Origin of the sequence: Comamonas sp. SCN 65-56 (genome assembly GCF_001724135.1) — a bacterium.
Taxonomy (GTDB): domain Bacteria; phylum Pseudomonadota; class Gammaproteobacteria; order Burkholderiales; family Burkholderiaceae_C; genus Comamonas_C.
In genome coordinates this window covers 175,240-189,070 of record NZ_MEDS01000001.1, presented here as the reverse complement: position 1 = coordinate 189,070, position 13,831 = coordinate 175,240, and the positions used below count along the sequence as shown (strand labels likewise).

Sequence of the window (13,831 nt, the reverse complement as noted above, 5' to 3'; positions counted from 1 at the left end):
TTCATGCAGACTCGACCATGGATGACGACCAACTGCTGCGCTACTCGCGCCACATCATGCTCGACGCCATCGGCATCGAGGGGCAGGAGCGCATCCTCGCGGCGCACGCACTCATCATCGGCGCCGGCGGTCTGGGCTCACCTGCGGCGCTGTTTCTGGCGTCGGCGGGCGTCGGAACGATCACGCTGGTGGACGACGACGTCGTCGACCTGACCAATCTGCAGCGCCAGATCGCCCACACCACGGCGCGCGTCGGCCAAGCCAAGGTGGACTCCTGCGCCGCCGCCCTGCACGCACTCAACCCCGAGGTGGTGGTACGCGGCCTGCGCCAACGCATGGACCGCGAAAGCCTGGCGCCCCTGGTGACTGCTGCCGACGTGGTGCTGGACTGCACGGACAACTACGCCACGCGCCACGCCATCAACGCTGCCTGCGTGGCGGCGCACAAGCCGCTGGTCTCGGGCTCGGCGATCCGCTTTGACGGGCAGATTTCGGTCTACGACACACGCGATGCCCAATCGCCCTGCTACGCCTGCGTGTTCCCGCCCGATGCGGCGTTCGAGGAAGTGGCCTGCGCCACCATGGGCGTTTTCGCACCCATGGTCGGCATCATTGGCACCATGCAGGCGGCCGAAGCGCTCAAGCTCATCGTGGGCACCGGCGAGCCCCTGACAGGCCGGTTGCTGATGCTCGATGGCCGCAGCATGCGCTGGAGCGAAATCCGCCTGGCGCGCGACGGCGCCTGCAGCGTCTGCGGGCAGCGCTGACACGCACCACGCTCACACCCATCACGCGGCAGTGGCCGCTTCCATCGATTCAGCGCGTATCTGTGCCTGCTGCGGATCGAGGCGCCAGCGCGTCGCGTGGAATCTTTCCAGGCTGGACTTGTGCGCTATCGAGACGAGCGCGCCACGCCCGCGCACTATGTCGCGCAGCCGCTGGTACAGCAGGTCTTCGGTGCGACTGTCCAGGGCGCTCGTGGCCTCGTCGGCAAAGACCCAGGCCGGGCGCTTGAGCAGCACACGCGCAATCGCCAGGCGCTGCTGCTCGCCACCCGAAAGCCGGGCGTTCCAGGCGCCGGCCTCGTCCAGGCGCTGGCACAGCGCCGGCAGTTCGGCTTCGAACAGGGCGCGGCGCAGCTCGGCCTCACCGTAGCGGCTGGCGCGCTCCGGGTAGGCCAGCGCATCACGCAGCGGGCCGTCGGGGAAATAGGGCTTTTGCGGGATGAACATGGCGTCCCGCGGCAGGTGCACGCTGCCCTGTGCCCAGGGCCAGATGCCCGCCAGCGCGCGCAAGAGCGTGGATTTGCCCGCCCCGGAGGGGCCGCTGATGAGCACCGTCTGGCCGACCGTGACCGACAGCGTCGCCCGGGTGAGCAGCGGCCTGCCATCGGGCAACGCCACGCTGAGATCGCGCGCCGAGAGCCTTGCGGCCGGTTCGGGCTGCAGGCCGACAGCGCCGGATGGGTCCGCCAGACTGGCCTCGAAACCGCTCAGGCGTTCGGTGGTGGCGCGCCAGGCAGCGAGATCGGCATAGTTGTCCACGAGCCACGACAGTGAACCCTGCACGCGGTCGAACGCCGAGGCGATCTGCATCAGTTCGCCCAGCTGAATGGCACCACTCAAGAAGCGCGGCGCGGCAATGATGAAAGGAAACACCACGGCCGCCTGGCCAAAGAAACTGGTAAATCACACCAGGTTTTTCTGCGCCTTGACGAGCTTGAGGTAGTTGGCCAGCACATCCGTGAGGCGCCCGCCGAGCTGGTGCTGCTCCACGCCCTCGCCGCCATCGAGTGCAATCGCCTCGCTGTGCTCTCGCACACGCACCATGCGGTGGCGGAAATCGGCCTCCAGGCGTTGCTGACGGTAGTTCAGACGCATTTGCGGTCGCTCGACCCAGAAAGTAATGGCGCTGCCGGCCACGCAGTACAACAGCGCCATCCAGACCATGAAGCCCGGAAATGCGCGCGGCCCGCCCAAGGCGGTGGGCAGCGGCAGGCCGACGCTGGCACTCAAGCCCCAGAGAATGCCGACAAAGCTCGCCAGCGTCACCACGGCGTTGAGCAGGCCCATGGACAGGCCGACGCTGGCGCCGGTGAACAGGTTCAAATCCTCCTGGATGCGCTGATCCGGGTTGTCGGGCAGGGCTGCGGCGCCTTGCTCGCCGTCCCGAAAGCGCACCAGCTCCAGCCGATAGAAGGCCTTGCCCGCCAGCCAGCGCCGCCCGTCGATCGTGAGGCGCTGCGTGAGGTAGAAACGGTACACCGCAATCACCACATAGCCCAGGGCCAGCCAGGCAAAGTGGCCGAGCTGCTGCCAGAAAACGCTGGTGTTGCGCTGCTGCAAGGCGTCGTAGAACAGCCGGTTCCAGCTGTTGATCTGCACCAGCATGTACACCGCCGCCAGGTTGAGCGCCACGATGGCGAGCAGCAGGCCGCCAGCGATCCAGCGGCGCTCGGAGCGGAAATAGGGTGCGGCCAGTGCCCAGGCCTGGGGTGCCAGATTCAACGCGCGGCGCAGGCGTGCCAGGAGGTTCATCGCATCGTGCCCAATGGTTGGGCCCACTGTGGGGGCGCTGGCTGAAGCAGGGCTTAAACCGCCCGCCTGTACCTGCGCCTTCGCCGGCGGCGCGGCGGTGCATGGCTGAAAACCCGGTGCCCAAAATTGGCGCAGTGGGCTAGCATGGCTCATCACGGCTTTGGAAGCTCCGGCAATGTCCCATCCCCACTTCGTGGCCACGCATGTGCGCTACACCACCTTCGCGCTGTGCGTGCTGGCGGCCGTCGTCAGCCTGCCCTGGATGGCCATGCGCCCGGGCGCCTGGCCGCTCGGCGTGTTCGCGCTGGCGTGCGCACTGATCGTCGTCGGCCTCTACGACCTGCGCCAGACGCGCCATGCGGTGCTGCGCAATTACCCTATCCTCGGGCACATGCGCTTTTTCCTGGAGTTCATTCGCCCAGAAATCCGCCAGTACTTCATCGAGGGCGACATCGACAAGGGCGAGCCCTTCACCCGCGCACAGCGCACCGTGGTCTACCAGCGCGCCAAGGGCGTGCCCGACGTGCGGCCCTTCGGCACCAAGCTGGATGTGGGCGCCAAGGGCTATGAGTGGATCAACCATTCGCTGCAGACCACCAAGATCGACTCGCACGACTTCCGCATCTGGATCGGCGGCCAGCCGGGCCAGCCGCGCGCCGGCGTCTCCCCCTGCACCCAGCCCTACAACGCCAGCGTGTTCAACATCTCGGCGATGAGCTTCGGCGCGCTGTCGGCCAACGCCATCCTGGCACTGAACCTGGGCGCGAAGATGGGCGACTTCGCGCACGACACCGGTGAGGGTGGCATCAGCCGCTACCACCGCCAGAACGGCGGCGATCTGATCTGGGAAATAGGCTCAGGCTACTTTGGCTGCCGCAACCCGGACGGCAGCTTCAACCCCGAGCGCTTCGCCGATCAGGCGACCAGCTCGCAGGTGCGGATGATCGAGATCAAGCTGAGCCAGGGCGCCAAGCCCGGGCATGGCGGCATCCTGCCCGGCGCCAAGGTGACGACCGAAATCGCCGCCGCGCGCGGCGTGCCCGAGGGCGAGGATTGTGTCTCGCCGTCTTCGCACAGCGCCTTCTCCACGCCGGTGGAAATGATGCACTTCATCGCCCGCCTGCGCGAGCTCTCGGGCGGCAAGCCGGTCGGTTTCAAGCTGTGCATAGGCCATATCTGGGAGTGGTTCGGCATCGTCAAGGCGATGCTGGAGACCGACATCACGCCCGACTACATCGTCGTCGACGGGGCCGAGGGCGGCACCGGCGCGGCGCCGATCGAGTTCGCCGACCACATGGGCGCGCCGGTGCAGGAAGGCCTGCACCTGGTGCACAACACGCTGATCGGCGTGGGGCTGCGCGAGCGCATCAAGATCGGCGCCGCGGGCAAGGTCATCACCTCGTTTGATCTGGCGCGCATGTTCGCGCTGGGCGCCGACTGGTGCAACTCCGGGCGCGGCTTCATGATGGCACTGGGTTGCATCCAGGCGCAGGTCTGCCACACCGGCTTTTGCCCCACCGGCATCACCACGCAGGACCCGGTGCGTGAAAAAGCCCTCGTCGTCTCCAACAAGGCGCCGCGCGTGGCCCAGTACCACGCCAACACGCTGCATGCGCTGAAAGAGCTGCTGCAGGCCGCCGGCCTGATGCACCCCGACCAGCTCAGCACCCACCACATCGTGCGGCGCCTGGACAGCGCGCGCATCCGCCTGCTCTCGGCGCTGATGCCGACGATGGAGCGGCGCGCCATCCTCGACGACCTGGCGCACCAGCACAACACCTACCGCCTGTACTGGCCGCTGGCCGACGCGCACAGCTTCGCGCCGCATGTTCCCACGCCGCAAGAGCTGCAGAGTGACCCGGACATCCTGCGCCCCACGGTGGCCGGGCGCCCTGCCTCGGCGGTGCAAATCGCCGAAGCGCTCACGCGCAGGCACGCGCCGCACCCGGCGCCGCTCAGCGCCATCGTGCCCGAACAGGCGCGCGCCCGGCCAACCGGCGCATCAGCCTCGCAAGTACCCGAGGAATGGACGGAATCCGCAGGGCCGAACTAGAAGGAAAAACGGCTCCAGCTCTTGGTGGGAAAGCGTCTGCAGCTATCAAAAAATTGACTACGCCCGGCCCACCTTGGCCAGCAGGCGCGGCAGCACCGTGCTGCTGACCAGGCCATCCACCTTGCCGCCGAGTTGCGCAATTTCGCGCACCAAGGTACTGCTGATGGATTGCCAGCGCGCATCGGGCGTGAGGAAGACGGTATCGACCTCGGGCCGCAGATGGCGGTTCATGCCGGCGAGCTGGTATTCGTAATCCAGGTCGGTGCCCGAGCGCAGGCCACGCACCATCACCCGCGCGCCATGCGCCACGGCAAACTCGGTCACCAGGCCGTCAAAGGCCTGCACCTGCACGTTGGGCCGGTCCGCCAGCGCATCGCGCGCCAGCTGCAGCCGCTCATCGAGCGTGAACAGCGTCTTCTTGTGGTGCGCCATGGCCACGGCGACGATCACCGTGCCAAACAGCGCCGCCGCTCGGCGCAGCATGTCTTCATGCCCCAAGGTGATGGGGTCGAAGGTTCCGGGAAAGACGGCTATCGTGGCGGACATGGGGCAGGCTCCAGCGGCGGGTCGGCCGCCATTATCCTGCGATTTGAATCAAACAGGCCTCCAGCGCACGGCTGGCAAGCGCCATCAGCTTCACTTTCAGGAGTGCACCGGCAAGCGCTGCAGCAGATGGGCATGCGCCGCACCGGCCTTGAGGTAGCGCTGGCACGCCAGGCCCAGCGGTGCCAGTGCTGTCGCTTCCCAGTGCCTGGGCGCTTCCAGGTAAATCCAGCCATGCGGAGCAACCGCCCGGGCCGCGGCCTGCAGCGCGGGCACGAACAGCGCCGCCGCGTCAAACGGCGGATCGAGCAGCACGAGGTCCTGGCTCTGCCCCGCGCACTGCGCCAACTGCGCCACGCCATCGCCGCGGCGCACCTGCACCTGGCTGGCCTGCAGCTTCTGCGCCAGCCGCGCAATGCCCTGCACCAAAACCCCGTCGTGCTCCACCAGCAGCACCTGCGTCGCGCCGCGCGAGGCCGCTTCCAGCCCCAGGGCGCCGGTTCCGGCGAACGCATCGAACACGCGCCAGCCGGTCAAGTCCTGCCCGAGCCAGTTGAACAGCGTCTCGCGCACCCGGTCGGGCGTGGGGCGCAGACCCGGGCGGTCCGCCACCGGCAGGCGGGTGCGCTTCCATTGCCCGCCGATGATGCGCACCTCACCCGCGGGGCGGGCAGCGCTCTTGCTCACGGTTTGCCCGCCGGCTTGGCGCCCACGACCACGGTCACCATGCGATCGGGTTGGAGCTTGCGCTGCATCGCCGCCTTCACGTCAGCCACGGTGAGCGCCTCCACGCGGTCCGTCCAGTGTTCCAGGTAATCCAGCGGCAGCCCATTGCGCGCGATGTTGACGACGTTGCCCAGCAGCTTGCGGTTGCTGTCGATGCGCAGCGCAAAGCCGCCGATCAGGTTGTCCTTGGCCGCGCGCAACTGGGCCTCGGTTGGGCCGTTCTTGACAAAGTCGGCAATCACGGCGCGCGTGACCTGAATCGCCTCGGCCGCCTGGTCCGGCCGCGTCTGCAAACCGGCAACGAAGGCCCCTGCCGACAAACCCGGCGTGAACTCGCTGAAAACGCTGTAAGAAAGCCCGCGCTTCTCGCGCACCTCTTCCGTGAGCAGCGAGGCAAAACCGCCACCGCCCAGGATATGGTCACCCACCAGCAGGGCGAGGAAATCCGGATCGCTGCGCACAAAGCCGGGCTGGCCGATGAGCACATGCGCCTGCGCCGACTGGAAGGGAATATCGAGCTCCTGCGCCTTGCTCAGCGGTTGCAGCGGCGGCAGTGCCGGCGGTGCCGCGCAACGCTGCGCATCACCGGCCGGCAGCCGCGCCAGCAGGCCATCGACCAAGCCTTGCGCCTGCGCGCGGCTCACCGCCCCCACCACTGCCACGCGCGCGCGGCAACGCTGCAGATAGCGTGTGTGCCAGGCGCGCAGATCAGCGGTCTCTATGGCGTTCAGCGTCTGCGCCGTGGTCTGCTGGCCATAGGGATGGCTGCCGTACACCGCCTTGGCGAAGGCCTTGCCGGCCACGGTGCCGGGCTTGGTGTCCGCTTCGGCAATCGCCGCCTGCCAGCGTGCGCGCTCGCGCTGCCACACCGCCTGCGGGTAGCTGGGCTGGGCGATCTGGCGGGCCGCCAACTGCACCGCGCGATCGAGCAGCTCAGGCTTGGTGAGCGAGCGCAGCGAGAAGCTCAGCGCATCGCGCCCGGCGCCGGCGTCCAGGCTGGCGCCCAGGTCGGCCCAGGCTTCGCCGAGCTGGTTCTCATCGAGCGCCGGCATGCCACCTTCCGCCTGCACGCCCTTGGCGCTCATCAGCGCCGCCGCGCTGGCCAGTCCCGCCTGCGCGGCCGGGTCGCGGCGGCTGCCGGCATCGAAATCCACCTGCACATCCACCATGGGAATTGCCGGACTCCGCACCAGCCAGACCTCGGCGCCACTGGGCTGCGTCCAGTGCTCTATCGGCAGCAATGCAAACGCACTCTGCATATAAAAAATGCCTGCAGCGCCCGTCAATAGAGCGCTGCAAGCTATCTTTTTGATGATTTTTACCATGCCCTGCTCCCGCTCCCGCCGTTTACCGAATCGCGCCTGCGGCGCCGCCTGGTGCCGCCGGGCGCACCTTGGCACCCGCGGCGACCGGCTGGGGCACCAGGGTGCCGACGGTGAGCTGGTCATCGCCGAAATAGCGCGCGGCGACCGATTGCACCTCTGCCGGTGTGACGTTCTGCAACAGCGCCAGCAGGCGATCGTCCGCATCCAGCGGCAGGCCCTGGATCCAGTTGCTGCCCAGGTCGCTTGCCTGGCCGCGCAGGGAATCGCGGGCGTAAATCGTCGATGCCGCCCATTGCGCCTTCACACGCGAGAGCTCGGCGCTGCTGACGCCCTCCCTGGCCACCCGCGCCACTTCGGCGCGCAAAGCGGATTCCACATCGGCCGCGCTCTTGCCCTGCGCCGGCACACCGCTCAGCATGAACACCGCAGGCCCGCGCCCGAACACCGAGGCCCAGGCACTGGTGCTGTCGGCCACGCGGTCAGGCCCCTGGGTCAGCGCGCGGTCGAGCCGCGCGCCGTCGTAACCGCTGAGCACCGCCGAGAGCACCAGCAGCGAGAGCGCATCCTTGTCGCTGGCGGCAAGCTCCTGCAACTGGCGCATCGCCGGGATGTGAAAGGCCAGCGCCACATACGCCTGCTCCGCGGGCGCCTTGAAACTGATGCGCCGCATGCCTTTTTGCTCCGGCTCCAGCTGCGGCTTGCGCTGCGGCAGCGCCTGCACCGGCAGCCGGCCATAAATCTCTTCGGCCCAGGCGCGCACCTGCTGCGGATCGACATCACCGGCAATCACCAGCGCGGCATTGGCGGGCGTGTACCAGGTGCGATAAAAATGCCGCACATCGTCGGGCTGCAGATGGTCCAGATCGTTCATCCAGCCAATGACCGGATGGTGGTAGGGCGAGGCCATGAACGTGGCGGCATTGAGCTGCTCCATCAGCGCGGCGCGCGGCTGATCGTCGGTGCGCATGCGCCGCTCTTCCTTGATGACTTCGATCTCCTTGCGGAACTCCTCATCGGGCCACTGGTTGTGCGCGAAGCGGTCTGCCTCCAGCTGCATCACATTCTTGAGGCGGCCGGCCGGAATCTGCTGGTAATAGCCGGTGTAGTCGCGCGTGGTGAAGGCGTTCTCCTGCCCGCCCAACTGCGCCACGCGGCGTGAAAACTCACCAGGCGCGAGCTTGGCCGAGCCCTTGAACATCATGTGCTCCACCACATGCGCCACGCCCGTCGTGCCATTGACCTCGTCCATGCTGCCGGTGCGCACCCAGAGCATCTGGATCGCCGTCGGCGCGCGGTGGTCCGGCTGCACGATGAGCGTCATGCCATTGGCGAGGCGAAATTCCTGCGCCCCGGACGCGGTGGCAACCAGCGCTTGCACGCCACCAGCAGGTGCCGCAGACTGCGGCGGCGCGGTTGTGCTGCAGCCGGCCAGCAGCACCGCGCATAAAAGAAGGGTGTGTTTCATAGAATGGCTGCGATTCTAGAAACTTCGCAATGTTCAGCTTCTTCAGAAAAAAGACTTCCCCGGCCGCGCCGCCTCCCGAGGCACCGGATGCCCCCGTAGCGGAGCCGGCAGCGCCAGCCGAGACACCCGCTCTACCCACCATCGCGCCACCTGCGCCGCAACCGCCTTCAGCCACCACCGAAGGCCCCGCTGCCACCGCACCCCCCGCGCCCGAACCCGTAGCTGCGCCTGAACCTGCTCCCGCGCTTGCGCCAGCTCCCGCACCAGCTCCGGCGCCAGAGCGCAAAAGCTGGCTCGCCCGCCTCTCCGCGGGCTTGCGCAAGACCGGCAGCAGCATCACCAGCGTATTCACCGGCACACGCATCGATGATGCGCTCTACGAAGAGCTGGAAGACGCGCTGCTGATGGCCGATACCGGCGTCAAGGCGACGCAACACCTGCTTGAAGCACTCAAACGCCGCGTCAAGGACGCCAAGGCAACCGATCCCGCGGCGGTCAAGGTGCTGCTGGCCGACTGCCTGGCCGAGCTGCTCGCTCCGCTGGAAAAATCCCTGGCCATAGGCGCCCACCAGCCCACCGTGATCATGGTGGCGGGCGTCAACGGCGCCGGCAAAACCACCTCCATCGGCAAGCTCACCAAGCACCTGGCCGACCATGGCGAAAGCGTGCTGCTCGCCGCCGCCGACACCTTCCGCGCCGCGGCGCGCGAACAACTCGGCGTCTGGGCCACGCGCAACACCGTGGAAATCGTCAGCCAGGAAGGGGGCGATCCGGCCGCCGTCAGCTTTGACGCCGTGAGCGCCGGCAAGGCCCGCGGCAAGGACGTGGTGCTCGTCGACACCGCCGGCCGTCTGCCGACCCAGCTGCACCTGATGCAAGAGCTGCAAAAGATCAAGCGCGTGATCACCAAGGCCGACGCCAGCGCGCCGCATGAGGTGCTGCTGGTGATCGACGGCAACACCGGCCAGAACGCGCTCGCGCAGGTCAAGGCCTTCGACGATGCGCTGCAGCTGACCGGCCTCATCGTCACCAAGCTCGACGGCACGGCCAAGGGCGGCGTGCTCGCTGCCATTGCGCAGGAGCGCCCGGTGCCGGTCTACTTCATCGGCGTGGGGGAAAAAGTGCAAGACCTGGAAACCTTCAGCGCACGCGAGTTTGCGCAGGCACTGCTGGCCTGAAGTCGTGCCCCCCCGCGAGCAGAGCGAGACAATTGGTTGCAAACGCACAGCAACCCATCGCACGGTGACACCATCTCACTGGCGTGAGCGCTCAAGGAGTCCATCATGTCCATAGACGCCGTTTCATCGCCCTGGATGCAATCTATCCGCCCGATGACGCAGCCGCTGCCCTCGGACGATGCCTTGCTGGAGACTGCCGCGCTCCGTGCTTTCGTCAACGACCTGACACCAGTCTCTACCCCCGGTAGCGCCGCCCTTCAGGAAGACCCGGGGCTCATGGCCTTGATGCGAGACTGGGTTTTGCAGGCGATCACCACACCATCGCCACTGCTGAGCGACACGTCTTGGCTTCAGCCCAATCGCTTCGGCGTGCCGTTTGGCGATGGCCTGGGGCTCGAATCGCTGGCCACCGCCTACGACTACGACAATTTCGCCGGCGAGAACAGCACCACGCCGAGCTACCTTCTGAACGACGGCATGCCGGTGACCGCAATGCAGCTGGATATGCTGGTGTGAACGCCAAGGCGCACGGCTCTTGCAGTCCCATGGCATTGCCGGGGCGCAGGCGCGGCACTACGACGGGCACGACTACATGGATGAAAAGCGCGAGTCTCTGGCGCTGCTGCTGCGCCTGCTGCAAGAGCAAAGCGCCAATGTGGTGCATATCAAAAGCGCTTGAATATGGTCATTGACACCATCATTGAATTTATGGTTTCATACACCATATGAAAGCACGGCGCATCTTCTACGACAAGGCGCTGTTGCCCGACGGAGCCATTGTGGAAATGGTCATATGGCAGTTGCCTGCACCATCGCCCGAACGCCCGCATCGGCTGAAGTACCGCCTGTTCTATGGCCGTGATGGGCGGCGCATCGTGGGCTACGACAACGAGCGCGGCAAGGGCGACCACAAGCATGTCGGCGCAGTGGAACAGCCCTACCACTTCACCAGCGTGGAGCAGTTGGTGGCTGATTTTCTGGCTGACGTACAGCAGGCCAATGGAGGTACATCATGAACAAAGTTCAAGCACACGTGGGCACCTTGGCGGATATGGGTGGGCGCTTTGCTGGCGCCTGGAATCGCGCAGCAGTTGGCGAGCAAGTCGATGAAACCCACGTCACATTCCTGGACGCACAAACCATGTTGGAAACCTTGACGCCCAAGCGTTTGGAACTGCTGCGTCATGTTCACCGGCAGGCCGTGGGCAATGTGCGAGAACTCGCTCAAGCGCTGGGGCGTGACTACAAGAACGTGCATGGCGATGTTGCCACCTTGGAGGCCGCCGGACTGCTGGTGCGCGATGGCCGCAAGCTGACCGCGCCGTGGGAGCAGGTGCAGGCTACGGTTTCACTGGCTTGATCCTCTTCACCAACGAAAACGACGCCCGCCTGCATGGCGGGTTCTTTGTGCGCATCAGCTTCCTGAGCTTGGTGGAAGTCGTCGACTGAGGTTGCCCTTGAAGAATGGACTTCTTAGCTCATGACCAGCAATGCTGGAAAGGAGCGAAGAAACGGGATCAAGCCCAAAGGCATGCACCGGCGCGCGTTCGAGCGCGGCTACAGGCAAAGCATGATGCCCATGTGCTGGCGTCCATATCCGCCATGGGCGACATACTGGGGCGGATGCGGGCGAGGTTGGATGCTTTGAGGTTGGGGAAATTCAAGTCGGTGGAGCTGGTGAGCGGCGGGGCTTGAGGAAGGGGAGCATCAAGCCCCAAAGCGTCACCAAGAAAAAACCCAGCTATCGTTTGAAGAGCTGGGTTTCCTTTGCTGCTTTGGTGGGTCGTGCGCGACTCGAACGCGCGACCAACGGATTAAAAGTCCGCTGCTCTACCGACTGAGCTAACGACCCAAATTCAACCAAGCCTGCAATTATAAATGGCTTTTCGGCTCTTTCTTGGTTGCCAGCGCGCGCATCGCCCAGCCTGCGGCGCACATGCCGAACGTGGCCGTCACTGCAACGCTGGAGCCATAGCCGTGGCAATTGAGCGTGCCATCGGGCGCCGCCACCGTGCACGAGGCATCTGGCGGCGCCACGCTCTCACGGCTGAAGACGCAGGGGACGCCAAGCGGGCGACCATCACGCGCCGCACCGTGGCGGCGGCGCAGGGCGTAGCGCAGCTTCGCCAGCAGCGGATCGTGCGTTGCAGCGGCAAGATCGGCAACTTCCACGCGCTCGGCCTGCTGTTTGCCGCCGGCAGCACCCACCGTGATGAAGAGCGCAGAGGTTTGCAGCGCCCAGGCCGCCATGGCCGTCTTGGCTTGCACTTGGTCGCACGCATCGATGACCGCATCCACCGGCGCTGGCAGCACGTGCGGCCAGTTCTCAGGTTCGACGAACTCTTCCACGCACTGCACGACGCATCCGGGATGGATCAACGCGATGCGCTCGGCCATGGCGTCCACCTTGGCCTGCCCCAGCGTGATGGACAGCGCATGCACTTGGCGATTGATGTTGGACTCGGCAACCTGGTCCAAGTCGATCAGCGTCAGCTGCCCGACTCCGCTGCGAACGAGTGCTTCCGCCACCCACGAGCCGACACCTCCGACACCCACCACCGCGACATGCGCATCGCGGATGCGGGCTGCGCCGGTCATGCCGTACAGACGCTGCAGCCCGGCAAAACGCCGGGCAAGATCAGCGTCGGACGCGCAAGCCGATGACGTCACTTCAGGCGTGACAGCCGCTCTTTCGCGGCAGTGGCCGCCTCGGACTGCGGATAGACCCGGATCAGGTCTTCCAGCGTCTTGCGCGCGCCCTTGGCATCCTTGAGTTCGACTTGGCAATTGGCGATGGACAGCGCCGCTTCCGGAGCGCGTGCATGGTCAGGCGCGCTGGCCAGCAGTGCCTTGAAATTGTCGATGGCTGCCTGATAGGCACGCGTGGCATATTGCGCGTTGCCCAGCCAGAACCGCGCAGAGGGCAGATAGCCGGACTGCGGGTACTTGCCAACGAAACTCTGGAATGCCGTTACTGCATCGGGGAATTTTCCGGTGCGGAAAACCGCCAGAGCCGCTTCGTAGTCGCTCTTCTCCGCGGGTTCCGCCTTGAATTCGCGGCCATCGACCTGGACGGTTTCGGGCTCGAACTTGCGCAGTCGGTCGTCAACGCTCTTGGCGACATCCTTCTGACGCTGCTGCAGGTCGGTCACATCGCGGCGCAACTTTTCGTTCTGGCCGCGCAGGTCGGCGATATCACCGCGCAGCGATTCGATTTGCGATTGCAGATCCAGCAGGCTGCGCCGCAACTGCGCCGAATCATCGCCCGAACGCTGACTGCCCTGTTGCAGTTGATCGATGCGCTGGCGCATCTCCAGAATGGCCCGGCGCGCTTCATCATCCTCAAACAGCGCCGCATGCGCCGCCGATGCGCCCAGCGCCAGCAATGCGCATACAACGGCCAGCCACCAGCGCAAGGTCAATCGCTGCATGCACCCGCTCCTTTCAATGGTAGGTCAGCTCAACGCGGCGGTTTTTGGCGAAAGCTTCTTCAGAAAAACCCTGCACCGCCGGCTTCTCCTTGCCAAAGCTCACGGCTTCCATCTGGGATTCAGGCACGCCCAGCAAGCCCAGTGCGCGGCGCACCGCGTCGGCGCGCTTTTGGCCCAGCGCCAGGTTGTATTCGCGGCCACCGCGGTCGTCGGTATTGCCTTCCAGCGTCACGCGCGTGGCCGTGTGGCTCTTGAGGTAGCGCGCGTGGGCATCGAGCACCGACTGGTACTCGGGCTTGACCGAGTAGCTGTCAAAGTCGAAATAAATGATGCGCGCCACGTCCACCGGCCCCTGGGCCGTGCCTTGCGTAGCGTTCAAATCGACCGGCGCCACGCCGCTCTGGCTCGCGCCGTTGCCGCCATTGGTAGACGCCGCCCCCTTGTCTTCAACCGGCGGCTGATTCAGCTTGACGCCCGAGCTGCAGCCCACCACCAAGGCGGCTGCCACCAGGGCCAGAGACATGCGGTTGAACCCGAAATTTTTCACGTTGAACTCTCACTTGTTTGAAAAAG

At 66.0% G+C, this 13,831-nt stretch carries 14 protein-coding genes, 1 tRNA gene and 1 pseudogene; 7 read left to right on the top strand and 9 right to left on the bottom strand.

Features of this window, described 5'->3' with window-relative positions:
* The first annotated feature begins 17 nt into the window (after positions 1 to 17).
* Complete coding sequence (moeB, locus tag ABS45_RS00890; protein WP_291551875.1) at positions 18 to 767, top strand: molybdopterin-synthase adenylyltransferase MoeB; 750 nt, start codon at positions 18 to 20, stop codon at positions 765 to 767.
* 21 nt (positions 768 to 788) lie between these two features.
* On the opposite strand, the pseudogene ABS45_RS00885 reads toward moeB, so the two are convergent.
* Positions 789 to 2,537 (bottom strand): annotated as a pseudogene (locus ABS45_RS00885) (ABC transporter ATP-binding protein/permease).
* A 175-nt stretch (positions 2,538 to 2,712) separates the two neighbouring features.
* Between ABS45_RS00885 and ABS45_RS00880 the strand changes: the two are divergent.
* Positions 2,713 to 4,590, top strand: coding sequence for an FMN-binding glutamate synthase family protein (locus ABS45_RS00880; RefSeq protein ID WP_291551872.1), 1,878 nt, complete (start codon positions 2,713 to 2,715; stop codon positions 4,588 to 4,590).
* A 57-nt stretch (positions 4,591 to 4,647) separates the two neighbouring features.
* On the opposite strand, the gene coaD is transcribed toward ABS45_RS00880, so the two are convergent.
* The 4 genes from coaD to ABS45_RS00860 form a co-directional block, all read right to left on the bottom strand.
* A complete protein-coding gene (gene coaD, locus ABS45_RS00875) occupies positions 4,648 to 5,136 on the bottom strand; it encodes a pantetheine-phosphate adenylyltransferase (protein WP_291551869.1) in 489 nt (162 codons plus the stop codon).
* Between the two features lie 96 nt (positions 5,137 to 5,232).
* Complete coding sequence (rsmD, locus tag ABS45_RS00870; protein ID WP_291551866.1) at positions 5,233 to 5,820, bottom strand: 16S rRNA (guanine(966)-N(2))-methyltransferase RsmD; 588 nt, start codon at positions 5,818 to 5,820, stop codon at positions 5,233 to 5,235.
* Entirely contained in the window at positions 5,817 to 7,184 is a 1,368-nt protein-coding gene (locus tag ABS45_RS00865) for a pitrilysin family protein (RefSeq protein WP_291551863.1), read from the bottom strand. The genes rsmD and ABS45_RS00865 overlap by 4 nt, the downstream gene beginning before the upstream one ends.
* Positions 7,185 to 7,206: 22 nt before the next feature.
* Positions 7,207 to 8,649 carry a pitrilysin family protein gene (locus ABS45_RS00860; RefSeq protein WP_291551862.1) on the bottom strand — a complete coding sequence of 481 codons (1,443 nt, stop codon included), beginning with the start codon at positions 8,647 to 8,649 and terminating at the stop codon, positions 7,207 to 7,209.
* Between the two features lie 29 nt (positions 8,650 to 8,678).
* On the opposite strand from ABS45_RS00860, the gene ftsY reads away from it, so the two are divergent.
* The 5 genes from ftsY to ABS45_RS00835 all read left to right on the top strand — a co-directional run bounded on the left by ftsY (position 8,679) and on the right by ABS45_RS00835 (position 11,187).
* Positions 8,679 to 9,827 (top strand): signal recognition particle-docking protein FtsY, encoded by a 1,149-nt coding sequence (ftsY, locus tag ABS45_RS00855; protein WP_291551859.1) that lies wholly within the window; start codon positions 8,679 to 8,681, stop codon positions 9,825 to 9,827.
* A 105-nt stretch (positions 9,828 to 9,932) separates the two neighbouring features.
* Positions 9,933 to 10,343 carry a hypothetical protein gene (locus ABS45_RS00850; RefSeq protein ID WP_291551856.1) on the top strand — a complete coding sequence of 137 codons (411 nt, stop codon included), beginning with the start codon at positions 9,933 to 9,935 and terminating at the stop codon, positions 10,341 to 10,343.
* Positions 10,344 to 10,362: 19 nt separating this feature from the next.
* Positions 10,363 to 10,506, top strand: coding sequence for a hypothetical protein (locus tag ABS45_RS00845; RefSeq protein WP_291551854.1), 144 nt, complete (start codon positions 10,363 to 10,365; stop codon positions 10,504 to 10,506).
* Positions 10,507 to 10,552: 46 nt separating this feature from the next.
* Positions 10,553 to 10,843: a DUF6516 family protein gene (locus tag ABS45_RS00840; protein ID WP_291551851.1), complete on the top strand. Its 291-nt coding sequence runs from the start codon at positions 10,553 to 10,555 to the stop codon at positions 10,841 to 10,843.
* Positions 10,840 to 11,187 carry a hypothetical protein gene (locus ABS45_RS00835; protein WP_291551849.1) on the top strand — a complete coding sequence of 116 codons (348 nt, stop codon included), beginning with the start codon at positions 10,840 to 10,842 and terminating at the stop codon, positions 11,185 to 11,187. Before ABS45_RS00840 ends, ABS45_RS00835 begins: the two co-directional genes overlap by 4 nt.
* 416 nt (positions 11,188 to 11,603) lie before the next feature.
* On the opposite strand, the gene ABS45_RS00830 is transcribed toward ABS45_RS00835, so the two are convergent.
* The 4 genes from ABS45_RS00830 to pal all read right to left on the bottom strand — a co-directional run bounded on the left by ABS45_RS00830 (position 11,604) and on the right by pal (position 13,805).
* Positions 11,604 to 11,679 (bottom strand) — tRNA-Lys (locus ABS45_RS00830).
* A gap of 20 nt (positions 11,680 to 11,699) precedes the next feature.
* Positions 11,700 to 12,425: a tRNA threonylcarbamoyladenosine dehydratase gene (locus ABS45_RS00825; RefSeq protein ID WP_291552129.1), complete on the bottom strand. Its 726-nt coding sequence runs from the start codon at positions 12,423 to 12,425 to the stop codon at positions 11,700 to 11,702.
* 68 nt (positions 12,426 to 12,493) lie between these two features.
* Positions 12,494 to 13,258: a tol-pal system protein YbgF gene (ybgF, locus tag ABS45_RS00820; RefSeq protein ID WP_291551847.1), complete on the bottom strand. Its 765-nt coding sequence runs from the start codon at positions 13,256 to 13,258 to the stop codon at positions 12,494 to 12,496.
* Between the two features lie 13 nt (positions 13,259 to 13,271).
* On the bottom strand, positions 13,272 to 13,805 hold the full coding sequence (pal, locus tag ABS45_RS00815) for a peptidoglycan-associated lipoprotein Pal (protein WP_291551845.1): 534 nt from the start codon (positions 13,803 to 13,805) through the stop codon (positions 13,272 to 13,274).
* Between the last annotated feature and the right edge of the window lie 26 nt (positions 13,806 to 13,831).

Coding starts and splice junctions, on each gene's coding strand:
- moeB (WP_291551875.1), top strand. CDS start 18: ATGGATGACGACCAACTGCTGCGCTACTCGCGCCACATCATGCTCGAC.
- ABS45_RS00880 (WP_291551872.1), top strand. CDS start 2,713: ATGTCCCATCCCCACTTCGTGGCCACGCATGTGCGCTACACCACCTTC.
- coaD (WP_291551869.1), bottom strand. CDS start 5,136: ATGTCCGCCACGATAGCCGTCTTTCCCGGAACCTTCGACCCCATCACC.
- ABS45_RS00865 (WP_291551863.1), bottom strand. CDS start 7,184: ATGGTAAAAATCATCAAAAAGATAGCTTGCAGCGCTCTATTGACGGGC.
- ABS45_RS00860 (WP_291551862.1), bottom strand. CDS start 8,649: ATGAAACACACCCTTCTTTTATGCGCGGTGCTGCTGGCCGGCTGCAGC.
- ftsY (WP_291551859.1), top strand. CDS start 8,679: ATGTTCAGCTTCTTCAGAAAAAAGACTTCCCCGGCCGCGCCGCCTCCC.
- ABS45_RS00850 (WP_291551856.1), top strand. CDS start 9,933: ATGTCCATAGACGCCGTTTCATCGCCCTGGATGCAATCTATCCGCCCG.
- ABS45_RS00840 (WP_291551851.1), top strand. CDS start 10,553: ATGAAAGCACGGCGCATCTTCTACGACAAGGCGCTGTTGCCCGACGGA.
- ABS45_RS00835 (WP_291551849.1), top strand. CDS start 10,840: ATGAACAAAGTTCAAGCACACGTGGGCACCTTGGCGGATATGGGTGGG.
- ABS45_RS00825 (WP_291552129.1), bottom strand. CDS start 12,425: ATGACCGGCGCAGCCCGCATCCGCGATGCGCATGTCGCGGTGGTGGGT.
- ybgF (WP_291551847.1), bottom strand. CDS start 13,258: ATGCAGCGATTGACCTTGCGCTGGTGGCTGGCCGTTGTATGCGCATTG.